The sequence below is a fragment of the Thalassotalea agariperforans genome, from assembly GCF_053470345.1.
Genome location: NZ_JBQMWH010000003.1, coordinates 333,260 through 346,706 on the forward strand (window position 1 = coordinate 333,260; position 13,447 = coordinate 346,706).

The 13,447-nt window shown below is 38.4% G+C and carries 7 protein-coding genes and 3 tRNA genes; 9 read left to right on the plus strand and 1 reads right to left on the minus strand.

The window, feature by feature from the left end; genetic code table 11:
- The first annotated feature begins 13 nt into the window (after positions 1 to 13).
- Positions 14 to 4,315 carry an alpha-1,6-glucosidase domain-containing protein gene (locus tag ACSLUO_RS06780; RefSeq protein WP_448247344.1) on the plus strand — a complete coding sequence of 1,434 codons (4,302 nt, stop codon included), beginning with the start codon at positions 14 to 16 and terminating at the stop codon, positions 4,313 to 4,315.
- Between the two features lie 116 nt (positions 4,316 to 4,431).
- On the opposite strand, the gene ACSLUO_RS06785 is transcribed toward ACSLUO_RS06780, so the two are convergent.
- Positions 4,432 to 6,474, minus strand: a complete 2,043-nt coding sequence (locus ACSLUO_RS06785; protein ID WP_448247346.1) for a hypothetical protein — start codon at positions 6,472 to 6,474, stop codon at positions 4,432 to 4,434.
- A gap of 223 nt (positions 6,475 to 6,697) precedes the next feature.
- Between ACSLUO_RS06785 and ACSLUO_RS06790 the strand changes: the two genes are divergently transcribed.
- The 8 genes from ACSLUO_RS06790 (at position 6,698) to oadA (ending at position 13,442) form a co-directional block, all read left to right on the plus strand.
- The gene (locus tag ACSLUO_RS06790; RefSeq protein WP_448247348.1) at positions 6,698 to 7,135 is read left to right on the plus strand and encodes a regulatory protein RecX; all 438 of its coding nucleotides are present in this window, start codon (positions 6,698 to 6,700) and stop codon (positions 7,133 to 7,135) included.
- 20 nt (positions 7,136 to 7,155) lie between these two features.
- Positions 7,156 to 9,783: an alanine--tRNA ligase gene (gene alaS / locus ACSLUO_RS06795; RefSeq protein WP_448247350.1), complete on the plus strand. Its 2,628-nt coding sequence runs from the start codon at positions 7,156 to 7,158 to the stop codon at positions 9,781 to 9,783.
- Positions 9,784 to 10,192: 409 nt separating this feature from the next.
- On the plus strand, positions 10,193 to 10,390 hold the full coding sequence (gene csrA, locus ACSLUO_RS06800; RefSeq protein ID WP_448247352.1) for a carbon storage regulator CsrA: 198 nt from the start codon (positions 10,193 to 10,195) through the stop codon (positions 10,388 to 10,390).
- A 194-nt stretch (positions 10,391 to 10,584) separates the two neighbouring features.
- Positions 10,585 to 10,676, plus strand: a tRNA-Ser gene (locus tag ACSLUO_RS06805).
- A gap of 38 nt (positions 10,677 to 10,714) precedes the next feature.
- A tRNA-Arg gene (locus ACSLUO_RS06810) sits at positions 10,715 to 10,791 on the plus strand.
- A 206-nt stretch (positions 10,792 to 10,997) separates the two neighbouring features.
- A tRNA-Arg gene (locus ACSLUO_RS06815) sits at positions 10,998 to 11,074 on the plus strand.
- Between the two features lie 317 nt (positions 11,075 to 11,391).
- Positions 11,392 to 11,649 carry an OadG family protein gene (locus ACSLUO_RS06820; RefSeq protein WP_448247353.1) on the plus strand — a complete coding sequence of 86 codons (258 nt, stop codon included), beginning with the start codon at positions 11,392 to 11,394 and terminating at the stop codon, positions 11,647 to 11,649.
- Positions 11,650 to 11,663: 14 nt separating this feature from the next.
- On the plus strand, positions 11,664 to 13,442 hold the full coding sequence (gene oadA / locus ACSLUO_RS06825) for a sodium-extruding oxaloacetate decarboxylase subunit alpha (protein WP_448247355.1): 1,779 nt from the start codon (positions 11,664 to 11,666) through the stop codon (positions 13,440 to 13,442).
- Positions 13,443 to 13,447 lie beyond the last annotated feature (5 nt).

The following is a 13,447-nucleotide window of genomic DNA, read 5'->3' on the forward strand; positions in this document are numbered from 1 at the left end:
GAGGAAAATAATTATGTTTACGACATCAAAATTATTCAAGATGTTGCTCGTTGCCTTGGTTTCATTGGTGATCACTGCCTGTGACTCGAGCGACGTTGAAAAAGGTCAAGTGCTGTTAACTTGTGATGTGCCATTAATCCCTGATGCCACCGGCACCAGCTGTATTGATCCACCACCAATTGATTGCCCAGCACCGACTGTGCCGGATGCTTTAAATGAAAAATGTGCGGTTGGTTTTAATCCTAATGCGGCAACAGCCAGCTATTATGCTAAAGCAAATGAGGCGGTTTTATATTACAATCGCGCTATTATTGGCGTAGATAATAGCGGTGATGTTAGCAGTTATAGCGGTTTTAAATTGCATTTATGGAATAACGCCAGTTGTGATTCATATCTAGAAAGTGAAATAACTTCTTGGAGTGATGGTAAAGCCTATGATGGTATTGATCCGGTATACGGTGCTTATTGGGTTATCGCTTTAAAAGAAGATCACGGTAGTTGTGGTAACTTTATTATTCACGAAGGTGATACTAAAGCATTAGGTGATGGCGATTTTAAAATGCCATTAATGCAAGATGATGAAGTGCATCAACGGATGAACTTTACTTTTCATGGTAAAGCGGATATTTATGAATTTCCGGTTGAAAGCTTAGGTAAACAACCGTTAAAAATATCAAATATTTCAGCGCATTGGATTGATGCTAATACCTTTACTTGGCAAGCAGCGGATGATGTTGCGCCATTAATTGCAAGTGTTAAATTACATCATTCTGCAACAGCCGGTATTACCGCTGATGACAATGATATGCTTAATGGTAGCGCGATTGAATTATTGCCTGCCGACCTTACTGATGAGCAAAAAGCTGCCGCGCCTTTAGTCGCTGATTGGCCTGCTTATAGTGGTGCATGGACGGCAGCAGAAGCTAAAACACTATTAAAAAATGAGCTAGTCTTAGCGGCTTACAATGCTGACGGTGAAACGATTGCGGCCACATATGTACAAGCTGATCTGGTATTAGATGATTTGTATACTAAAGCTGACGATGATGCTGACGAAGCAACTTTAGGTGTGGTTTATGATGCTGGCGCAGTGAGTGTTTCGGTATGGGCACCAACCGCTCAGTCAGTTAGGCTAAAAGTATACGATGCTAATAAAGTAGAAACTGCGAGTTATGCTATGGCTGAAGATACCATGACAGGTATTTGGTCATATACAGGTGATAATAGTTTAGATCGCGCTTTTTATCAGTTTGAAGTCAAGGTTTATCATTATCAAAGCCATGCTTTAGAAACCTTATTAGTGACCGACCCTTATTCAATTAGTTTATCAACTAACGGTGAATATTCTCAGTTTGTTAATTTAACCGATAGTGATTTAATGCCAGCAGGTTGGGATTCTCATACTATTCCTACCATCACTGATCCAGAAGATGCCGTTATTTACGAAGGCCATATTCGTGATTTCAGTGTTTTGGATGCGAGTACTAGTGAAGAAAACAGAGGTAAGTTTTTAGCCTTTACTGAAGTTGATTCAGCGCCAATGATGCATTTGAAAAAATTAGCCGATAGCGGTTTAACCCATTTTCATATGTTGCCTGCCAATGATATAGCGTCGATTAATGAAGATGCTGAAACCATTGTTGATCTTACTGATACTATCGGTGATTTATGTGTTGTTAACCCTGATGCCGGTGTTTGTGGTGAAGAGTCGGATAGCGCTGTTATTCAAGATGTTTTAGCGTCTTATAATCAATACAGTGATGAGGCTAAAAATTTAGTGGAAGCAATGCGCGGCACTGATAGCTTTAACTGGGGTTATGATCCTAAGCACTTTAATGTGCCAGATGGTATTTATGCTTCAAATCCTGATGGTGTTACCCGTATTTTAGAAATGCGTTCGATGATCCAATCGTTACATGAAACCGGTTTACGTGCGGTATTAGACGTAGTTTATAACCATACTAATTCTGCTGGCCTGTACGATAACTCAGTATTTGACAAACTTGTACCGGGTTATTACCACAGCCGTGATGTGGTCACTGGTCAAGTTTTACAATCAACTTGTTGTAATGATACCGCACTTGAACACCGAATGATGGATAAGTTGATGGTGGATTCACTTGCGATTTGGACTGAGCATTATAAATTTGACGGTTTCCGTTTTGATATTATGAGCCAAGGTTCAAAAGCGCAAATGTTAGCTGCACGTGATGCGATTCAAGCGATTGACGAAGATAACTACTTCTACGGTGAAGGTTGGTATAAAGATAGCCGAGGTTTTGAACGTGCTGATCAAGAGAATATGGCTGGTACTGAAATTGCCACTTACAACGACCGTTTACGTGATGCCATTCGTGAAGCTCAGTTTTATAGCATTGAAGATAACAACAGCCCATTTATTCAAGCGGATCTGATCAAGTTTGGTATGGCTGGCACTTTAGCTGACTATGTTTTAAAAACTTACACAGGTACAGATACTTCTGGTAGTTCAGCGACTAAGTCAATGTACGCTAAAGATCCGGCCGATATTATCAACTATATCTCAAAACATGATAACGAAACCTTATGGGATAAACTGCAAAAAGAATTGCCGTTTGAAACCATGTTAGAGGAGCGTGTTCGTATTCAAAACGCGTCACATGCGATTGTGTTAATGTCGCAAGGCATGCCATTTTTACAAATGGGTGGTGACTTCTTACGTTCTAAATCGTTAGATAGAAATACCTATGATGCTGGTGATTGGTACAACAAAGTGGATTTTACCTTTGATTCAAATAACTGGAATGTCGGTTATCCGTTAGACCAAGGTGATTTATCAGATGAAGATTTAGTAAGCTTAGCGGCTAGTCCTTTTACTGACGCTGGTATGAGCGAGATGGAATTTGCATCAGACGTATTTAATGAGTTTTTACAAATTCGTCAAACCAGTAAATTATTCCGCTTAACTACAGCAGCAGATATTATTGAACGCGTCGGTTTTCATAATATTGGTAAGCGCCAAACGCAAAACTTAATTGTGATGAGTATTGATGACGGTACTGGTTTGCTTGATTTAGACCCAGCTAATGATGCAATTGTTGTGGTAGTTAATGGCTCAGATCAGGAGCTTTCACATACGGTAGCAACGGCGGCAGGTTTTGAACTTCATACTATTCAACAAAATTCGGTTGATAGCACAGTTTCATCAGCAAGTTTCAGCGCTGGCGATAATGAAGGTACTTTTACGGTGCCAGCTTTAACTGTTGCAGTATTTGTTAAACCACAAGGTGAAACACAAGGTGAAGGTTTAGCTGCTATTGCAACAGCGGGTGCGCCGGACGTTGTACCATTTGGTGATGCAGAAATATTTATTCGCGGCAGTATGACTGCTGATTGGGCTGCACGTGATCAATTAGTTTATCAAGGCCAAGGTATTTATGAAGCTAACATTGCGTTAACACCAGGTGACTATTCATTTAAAGTGGCTGATGCTGGCTGGGGCCCAATTAATTTTGGTTCACCTGCCGATACTGCCGTGGTTATTGCAAGTGATAAAACTTTAGTTGCCGGTAGTAATGACAATTTATCTATTACTGTAACTGAAGATACTTTATACACCTTTTCATTAGATGCTTCAGACCCTGAAAATCCAGTGTTGAATGTTAGCTATGAAGAACCGTATTTTGGTTCAACAGTATACCTACGTGGTGACATGAACAGCTGGAGTACGGATAATCCATTAACTTATATTGGTAATGGTCAGTATTCAGTAACATTTGATGCCACCGAAGTTAAAGATTATTACTTTAAGTTTGCTGATGCTGATTGGGGACCTATTAATATTGGCGGTATTGCCGGTGATTTAGAGATAACTGCAGGTAACGAGCACTTTTTATCACCAGGTAGTAATGATAATAACTATATGACTCTTACTGTTGAGCAATACACTTTTATCCTTAATGTTGCGAATAAAGCCGAGCCAACTTTAACCGCTTATAGCGCGAAAATGTTTGGTGAAACTAGCACTTATATTCGTGGTGATATGAATAGTTGGGGTGAGGTGGATGAACTCGTTTATCAAGGTAATACTAACTATAGCGCGGTAATTGCCTTAACTGCTGGAAATTATAACTTTAAGGTTGCTTCAGGTGATTGGTCGACCGTGAACTTAGGTGGTAATGCTGATAACTTAGCGGTCAGCTTAGCTACACCTTATAGCTTGAACCAAGGCTCTAATGACAACTTGTCATTAACTATCACAGAAAATGGTAGTTATTTATTTACTGTAACCGGCCCTAATCCAAATACGGCTACCGTAACGGTAACTAAACAATAATTATTATTTAGTTCCGTAAACTTAAAAACGCCTGATGGATGACATCAGGCGTTTTTTTTGGTTTAAAATTAGCTAGAAGCCAGAGCTTGAGGCTCGAATCTTAAGGCTTGAAGCTGTTAATCCGCAAAAGAAGTAATAAACCAAACAGGATTAGCCGTTCTTGCTGTATCGGCAGTAACTGAAATAAAACGATGATAATTAGGGAGTATAAAGCTACTGTCAGACGCGTTAAGTATATCTTCTCGCCATACTTCTTCTAATTCACTATTATATTTAGTTAATGAAAAAATGACTGGATTATCTTCGTCATCATTTAGTCTAGCTCTGTAATAATAGCTGTTTCCTTCTTTATCTACTTTTACATCAATACTTGATGTTAGGACTGTGTCAAAAAGTACATCATTTTCAGTAAAGTTTGCATTATCAACAGTTATTGTTTCACTGCTATCTTGAGCCGTGAAAATAGTGTTGCCACTATTATTAATATCAAAATAACGTGGCGCAGCACCTTGATATGTTGTGGTTGTGAATGTATCTGGCGTAGAAACGCTAATTTTTTGCGTAGCAAAGGCGTGATAGTTAATATCAAAATTATAAAAGGTTGATTCTGTTGGGCTACCAGTAGTTCTTAACACCGTGATGGTATTAGTATTTGCGGCATGTTGAACTGTAGAAAGAAAAAATTGCTCATCAAGTTGCCAATCATGGCGAGTTAAATCTTGGGTTGCATATTCTTGTGCTTGAGTGATGATAATTTCTTGACCATTAATTTGAGCAATATAATGTGGCATATAAGCGATCGGGTTTTCAGTTGGTAAGCTGACCTCGCTTAAACCTTGGCTATCAGAATCAAGGTTAGCTAAATCAAGGTTATAAACATGCAGTTGATCAACATTGTTACCATTTTCATCAGCAGTCGTTGTGATGGCTGAAGCTAAGAGGTATTGCCCAGATGGTGAGATTGCTAAATTGGTTAAATCAATAGGTGTTTCAATAGTATCCACTAAAGCGCCTGTAAATATATGGTGAACGGTAATTCTATTTTCACCCGCTAAATAAATTAAAGGTCTTAATGGATCAAATGCAACACTTTCTACACTTGTAATATTGAAATCAACTAACTCAACTGTTTCAGAATCATTAGATGATTGATAATAACCAACAGAAATCGTTTTGTCTTCTATAACACCGTCTGTAGTTGAACTAATGGTAATTTCAGCGAAATGTTGACCATCACTTAATGAACTATCATTTTTATGTATTGTTATTGTTCCATCAGAGTAATTTATCTCTATATCAAGCCAATCAACATTACTAGTGGCGGTCCAGTCGATATCAATTTCCGCATTATCTGTTATTGTTATAGTTTCTGTAAGTATGCTTTGATCGTTAAGTTTGCTTAAGCTTATTGCTGAATAATTACTGTCTAATCTGACATTATCGAAAGCAACTGAGACAGGAATTTCTTTAGTAATTCCAGAGGTATTTTCAGTTAAAGTTACGGTGCCTTCATAAACACCTGGGGCTGTAATTGAATTTGCTTCTGGATTTGGCGTTAAGGTAACGGTTTGATCACCACTACCAGAAGGTAGGTCAATATCTAACCAGTCAACATCACTTGTTAAGGTCCAATCGACGTCTGATGATATTATATCGATTGTTTGGCTTGGTACTGTGTCTGTGCCATATGTTTCTGTAAATTCAACTTCTGTTGTCGAAGTAGCAAGTTGCCATAATTCTAATGAAATAGTTATATCTTTATAGGCTGAGCTAGGTGTTTCTGAGTCACCAGTAATTAGGCGTAAGGTAGTTGCTGTTGTACCGGTAAAAATAAGCTCCTCGGTATTGATCACGCTAACAGTGAGTGTTGCGGAAGTTGCCGTTACATCATTAAATTGATATTTCACCCAGGGGACAGGAGTACTGTCAGGAGCAAGCCCTCTAATTAAGCCATCACCATTAAAGGTAACTTCTATTTCAAAACTTTGATTAGAGGAAGTTAATGCTTCTTGTCTAAAAGTAACATTTGAATGATCAACATTAATGGAATAACTTTTTTCAGGAGTATCTGATTCTGAGTTACCTCCACCGCAGGCTTGTAATATTAAAAAGCTAAATAAAACAAATAAATAGAACGGTAATTTTTTTAGCTGTTGCATAATGTTCCTTGCTATTATTGCTAACGATAAATTGACAAAAGTTATTGTCACATTCTGAATCATTATTCGACTAATGTAAAAAACAATCAGCTGATATTTTTTTTATTAAGGAAATTAGCACAAAAACTGTTATTTTCACCTTGTTTACGGGTACAATGCCGATTTATTTTTGAAGTGGTTTATGGTGAAAACACCATGAATTACTCGGTGTGATAGCTTCGTTTTGAATAAAGACATTTTACATCAAGCCATTGGCTTGTTATCTAGGCGAGAGCACTCATTAAAAGAGTTACGACAAAAGTTGTCTCAACGAGGTTACGAGCTGGCCGAAATTAATGAGGTGTTAACCTTTTTAGTGGCTGAAAACTATCAGAGTGAAGTGCGTGCCGCCGAAAGTATTTTTAGAAATAGGGTAAGCCGTGGTTACGGCTGGCTTTATATCAAAAACGAGTTAAAACAAAAAGGTGTGTCGAGTGATATTCGCAATTCGATATATCAAGAACAAGACGTTGATTGGTATCAACAAGTAACGGCAACTTATCACAAAAAGTATGCTGATACTGAGGTTATAGATCACAAAGATAAAGCAAAACGAATGCGTTTTCTTCAATATCGAGGTTTTTCTATCGATGAAATTTTATCGGTATTAAATGCAAATTAATTTATTAGGTGAGTGTTAACATGATTAAATCGAGTGCCGAAATTAGACAGGCATTTTTACAATATTTTGCTTCTAAAGAGCATCAAATCGTTAGTAGTAGTTCGTTAGTTCCAGGTAATGACGCAACCTTATTATTTACCAATGCCGGTATGGTGCAATTTAAAGATGTGTTTACCGGTTTAGACAAACGTAATTATACCCGAGCAACATCATCACAGCGTTGTGTTCGTGCTGGTGGTAAGCATAACGATTTAGAAAATGTTGGTTACACTGCGCGTCATCACACCTTTTTTGAAATGTTAGGTAACTTTAGTTTTGGTGATTATTTCAAAGAAGACGCCATGAGCTTCGCTTGGAATTTTTTAACCAACGTTTTAGGCTTACCGAAAGAAAAATTATTAGTTACTGTTTATGAGTCTGATGACGAAGCCTTTGATTTTTGGGAGAAAGAAATAGGCTTACCAGAAGATCGCATTATTCGTATTGGTGACAAATCTGCCGATAAAAAGTTTGAGTCAGATAACTTTTGGTCAATGGGTGATACTGGTCCTTGTGGCCCATGTTCTGAAATATTTTATGATCATGGTGAGCATATTTGGGGTGGTCCTCCAGGCACACCAGAAGAAGACGGTGATCGTTTTATTGAAATTTGGAACTTAGTTTTCATGCAATATAACCGTCATGCTGATGGCACGATGGAACCATTACCTAAGCCGTCGGTGGATACGGGAATGGGCTTAGAACGTATTGCTGCCATTATGCAAGGAGTGCACAGCAACTATGAAATTGATATTTTCCAAGCGCTTATTAAAGCTGCTGCGAAGTTAGTTGAATGTGACGACTTAGAGCACAAATCTTTACGCGTAATTGCCGATCATATTCGCTCTTGTAGCTTTTTAATTACTGATGGTGTGATGCCATCGAATGAAGGCCGTGGTTATGTTTTACGTCGTATTATTCGTCGTGCTATTCGTCATGGTCACTTGCTAGAGGCGAAGGGGCATTTCTTTTACAAATTAGTGCCAGCGTTAGTTGAGCAAATGGGAGAAGCTTTCCCTGAATTAGCGCAACAACAAATTGTTATTGAAAAAATGTTACGGATTGAAGAAGAACAATTTGGTCGCACTTTAGATCGCGGTATGGCTTTATTAGAAGAAACGTTAACCAACTTAAAAGGCGATACTATTGCCGGTGAAGATGTCTTTAAACTTTATGACACCTACGGTTTTCCAGCTGATTTAACTGCCGATATTGCCCGTGAACGCGATATTAAAATTGATCAAGATGGTTTTGATGCAGCAATGGCAGAGCAACGCCAACGGGCGCAACAAGCCAGTAATTTTGGTACGGACTATAATCAGCAAGTGACTTCAGAACAGAGCACTAACTTTAAGGGCTATACTCAAGATAGCTACACTGCCACGGTTGTTGAATTATTTGTTGATGGTCAATCTGTTAATAGCTTAAGTGATGGTCAAACAGGTTTAGTGGTGTTAGATGATACGCCATTTTATGCTGAATCAGGTGGTCAAGTTGGTGATGCGGGTGTTATTAAAACCGCTAACGGTGTTGAGTTTTTAGTTCAAGACACAGTTAAGCTAGGCAAGGCATTTGCGCATAAAGGTACGGTTAAAGGTGTTATCAATTTGCATGATAAAGTTGATGCTGAAATTGATGTTGCTCGCCGCCAAGCCATTGTTAAAAATCATTCGGCTACCCATCTATTACATGCAACCTTAAGATCGGTATTAGGAGAGCATGTAACGCAAAAAGGCTCATTATGTGAGCCGGATAAACTACGTTTTGATTTCTCTCATTTTGAAGCGGTAACAGCGAAAGAATTACGCCAAGTTGAGCGTATTGTTAACCAAGAAATTCGTTTAAATCATCAACGTGACACTAAACTGATGAATATCGAAGCAGCTAAGGCTGCCGGTGCGATGGCATTATTTGGTGAAAAATATGACGATGAAGTTCGCGTAGTAAGTTTAGGTGACAATTCAACTGAACTTTGTGGCGGTGTTCATGTAAATCGTTCTGGTGATATTGGTTTATTTAAAATTACTTCAGAGCAGGGCATTGCTGCCGGTGTTCGTCGTATTGAAGCGGTTACCGGTGAAGCCGCTATTACTTATACGGAACAACAAGCTGATTTATTAAGTTCGGTTTCTGGTCTTGTTAAGTCTGATGTTACTAGTGTTGCCGAAAAAGTTGAGCAATTGCTTAGCCGTAATAAACAACTTGAAAAAGAATTAAACCAACTTAAACAAACCTTAGCATCGCAAGCGGGCTCTGATTTATTAAACCAAACTATTGAAGTAAAAGGCGTGAAAGCGTTAATTGCTAATTTAGAGGGCGTTGAGGCGAAGTCGTTACGTGGCATGGTTGACGAACTTAAAAATAAAATGGGTTCAGGTATTTTAATGTTAGCAACCGCTAATGGTGATAAAGTGAGTTTAATTGCCGGTGTTACTAAAGATCTTACAGGTCAAGTGAAAGCAGGAGAGCTAGTAAACTTTGTCGCTAAGCAAGTTGGTGGTAAAGGCGGTGGTCGTCCTGACATGGCGCAAGCTGGGGGTACTGAGCCTCAAAACATTAATAACGCATTAGCGGGTGTTGAAGCTTGGTTAACTGAACAATTATCCTAGTTTAACTGCTCAACCAGTAAGTTTGGTTTACTGGTTGATCGCACAATTCTTTATTCTTATTAAATTATCGTTAACAGTGTGTTAATAAATCATTTATTAACACATTTTCGGTTAATTTTTACTATCTTGTTTCTTCTGCTTTTTGCTACAATACAGGTACTACCTGTAAGATATCGCAGAAAGTCTTCATTCAACTTTCTGAATACATCTGCATTAATTGATAATAGCTTGTCATTTTTTGTTAGCCGTATGCTTACCTGTTGTACAATTTAGTTGTATTTAACGATACAACTAAAATTAGACTTATTTCATTATGTTAGCTATTACTTTAATGGCTTAACTATGTTTAAGTATAATGAACAATATTAGCTTTAAATATTCAGTGGACTATGAAAAAGGAACATTATCTATGTTGATTTTAACGAGAAGAGTTGGTGAAACCCTAATGATTGGTGACGATGTTACCGTGACTGTTTTAGGTGTTAAAGGGAACCAAGTACGTATTGGTGTTAATGCACCTAAAGAAGTTTCTGTTCATCGCGAAGAAATTTATATGAGAATTCAATCTGAAAAAGGTGAAGAAAGCCCATCGGGTAACTCTTTCTAATTTTTAGATACTAGCCGGCTTTAAGCCGGTTTTTTATCACTAAATTTTCAGGCGGTGATCATTGTTTATTTCGTGTTTTTTATGAATAAATGGTTGAAAAAAAAACTTATTGCTTGAATTGTGTCCAAACAGAAAATTATTTACAAAAAGCGTTTGACATATTTTTCAGATCCATTAATATGCGCAACCACTGAGGTGAGCTGGCCGAGTGGCTGAAGGCGCTCCCCTGCTAAGGGAGTATAGGCGTTAAACCCTATCGAGAGTTCGAATCTCTCGCTCACCGCCATTATATTTATTATAATGCTCAGTGTAGAAAATGACGATGGACGCGTAGCTCAGCTGGATAGAGTACCTGGCTACGAACCAGGCGGTCGCAGGTTCGACTCCTGCCGCGTCCGCCACTTTTTAAGTGGCATATTCGTTGGGGCAGCTAATATTAAGGCTGAATAAATAAGTTAATAGGCAACTTAAGTTGTTATCTTAGCAGTGAGATGTAAATAACTACTTAGCGTGAATGTTTAGCACAGTTGGATAGACTGTACTTGAATTAGCGCTACGAACTTAGTTCGTTATCTCAGGAGTGAGATATAAAATAAATACTGACCGCGGACGCGTAGCTCAGCTGGATAGAGTACCTGGCTACGAACCAGGCGGTCGCAGGTTCGACTCCTGCCGCGTCCGCCACATTCTTTATGAAGAAAAAAAACCAGTCTAATGACTGGTTTTTTTTCGTCTAAACTTTGTTAATGCATTTAAACTTGAGGGCTAATTTAAGTCACTTGTTTTATTTAACCTGAGTTCAGGTTATTTAATAAAGCCATCGGAATTATTGTTGTTATAGCAATTTATTTCTTTTGATTAATAAATCGAATAAATAGTGCAAAATAACCGCTAATTTAGGCATTGACAGCAAATTATTTTTCTGAAATTAACAAATCATTCTTGCATATAAAAATTCGAGTGATTATTCTAATAACCAAATTATTTATTGAGAATTTATTATGGAACAGCTATTACATTTATTTACTGAAGCCGGCACGTTAATGCTTGCAGGTATGATATTTGTTTTTGCCTTTCTAGGGTTGCTTGTCGTGTTTATTAACTTGGTGTTAGCACCATTAGCTAATAAATTCCCCGATGCTAAACCTGCTGCTAGAAAATTATCAAATACAGCTAATAAAAAAGCTGGTATCGACTCAGGTACTGTTGCGGCTATTGGTGCTGCAGTTTCTCAATATCGCAAACAACGTCAACAATAATATAGGAGCCAATCATGACTAAGCCGTTAGGTATTACTGAAGTAGTCTTAAGAGATGGCCATCAATCACTTTTAGCTACTCGATTACGTTTAGAAGACATGTTACCCATTGCACCGGTTTTAGATGAAATAGGCTATTGGTCTATTGAATCATGGGGTGGTGCAACTTTTGACTCTTGTATCCGTTATTTAGGTGAAGATCCTTGGGAGCGTATTCGTGCTCTTAAAAAAGCGATGCCTAAAACGAAACAACAAATGTTGTTCCGCGGTCAAAATATTTTAGGCTATCGTCATTATGCTGATGATGTAGTGGAAAAGTTTGTTGAACGTGCTCACATTAACGGTGTTGATGTTTTCCGTATTTTTGATGCCATGAATGATGTTCGCAATTTAGAAACGTCAATTAAAGCGGCGGTTAAAGTTGGTGCTCACGCTCAAGGTACTTTAAGTTACACAGAAAGCCCTGTTCATACCCTCGATGGTTGGTTGACCATGGCGAAAAAGCTTGAGGATATGGGCGCTCATTCTTTATGTATTAAAGATATGTCAGGTTTATTAAAGCCTTATGATGCCGCTGAATTAGTAGGTAAGTTAAAAGAAACCGTTGCGTTACCTATTGCTTTGCATTGCCATGCAACTACGGGTTTAAGTATTGCTACACACATGAAAGCCATTGATGCAGATATTGATGTGATTGATACTTCAATTTCGTCAATGAGTATGACCTATGGCCATTCACCAACAGAAACAATTGCTTCTATTGTTGAAGGTACGCCTCGAGATAGTGGTTTGAATTTAGAAAAAATGGCTGAAGTGGCAGCGTACTTCCGTGATGTTCGTGAAAAATATGCGAAATTTGAAGGTAGTTTAAAAGGTGTTGATGCTCGTATTTTATTAGCTCAAGTACCTGGTGGCATGTTAACTAACATGGAAAACCAGTTAAAAGAGCAAGGCGCATCTGACAAGTTTGATGAAGTATTAAAAGAAATTCCTCGTGTTCGTAAAGATCTAGGTAATATTCCTTTAGTAACACCAACGTCTCAAATTGTTGGTACACAAGCGGTATTAAATGTTTTAACGGGCGAGCGTTATAAGTCAATTACCAAAGAAACTGCGGGTGTCTTAAAAGGTGAATATGGCGCAACAGCATCACCTGTTGATAGCGGATTACAAGCGAAAGTATTAGATGGTGCAGAGCCGATTACTTGTCGTCCTGCGGATTTAATTAAGCCTGAAATTGATGCCTTATCATTAGAATTAGCAGAACTTGCGAAAGAAAAATCAATTGAGTTAGCTGAAGATGTGATTGATGACGTATTAACGTACGCGTTATTCCCGCAAATTGGCTTGAAATTCTTAGAAAATCGTAATAACCCGGATGCTTTTGAACCAGTACCAACGGTTGAACAAGCAAAACCTGCAGCTAATACTGGTGCTACTGGCGGTCCAGAAAGTTTCTCTGTTAGTGTTGATGGCAAAGTTTATGAAGTAGTTGTTGCCCCTGGCGGTAGTATTACTGACATTAAACCAAGTGTTGCTGCTGGCGATGCAGCTCTAAAACAATCAGCATCTGTACAAGCTGAAGAAACATTAAATGCACCGTTAGCGGGTAACATTTTTAAAGTATTAGTGAATGAAGGCGATGCTGTTAACGCAGGTGATGTTGTTATCATCATGGAAGCGATGAAAATGGAAACTGAAATTCGTGCGGCTTCTACCGGTTCTATCGTGGGTATTCATGTTAAAGAAGGTGATGCTGTTTCGGTAGGTGATGCATTACTTAGCTTGGCGTAGGTGAA

Bases quoted from the DNA above. Each gene is read 5' to 3' on its own strand.
- ACSLUO_RS06820 (WP_448247353.1), top strand. From the start codon at position 11,392: ATGGAACAGCTATTACATTTATTTACTGAAGCCGGCACGTTAATGCTT.
- oadA (WP_448247355.1), top strand. From the start codon at position 11,664: ATGACTAAGCCGTTAGGTATTACTGAAGTAGTCTTAAGAGATGGCCAT.
- ACSLUO_RS06780 (WP_448247344.1), top strand. From the start codon at position 14: ATGTTTACGACATCAAAATTATTCAAGATGTTGCTCGTTGCCTTGGTT.
- ACSLUO_RS06785 (WP_448247346.1), bottom strand. From the start codon at position 6,474: ATGCAACAGCTAAAAAAATTACCGTTCTATTTATTTGTTTTATTTAGC.
- csrA (WP_448247352.1), top strand. From the start codon at position 10,193: ATGTTGATTTTAACGAGAAGAGTTGGTGAAACCCTAATGATTGGTGAC.
- alaS (WP_448247350.1), top strand. From the start codon at position 7,156: ATGATTAAATCGAGTGCCGAAATTAGACAGGCATTTTTACAATATTTT.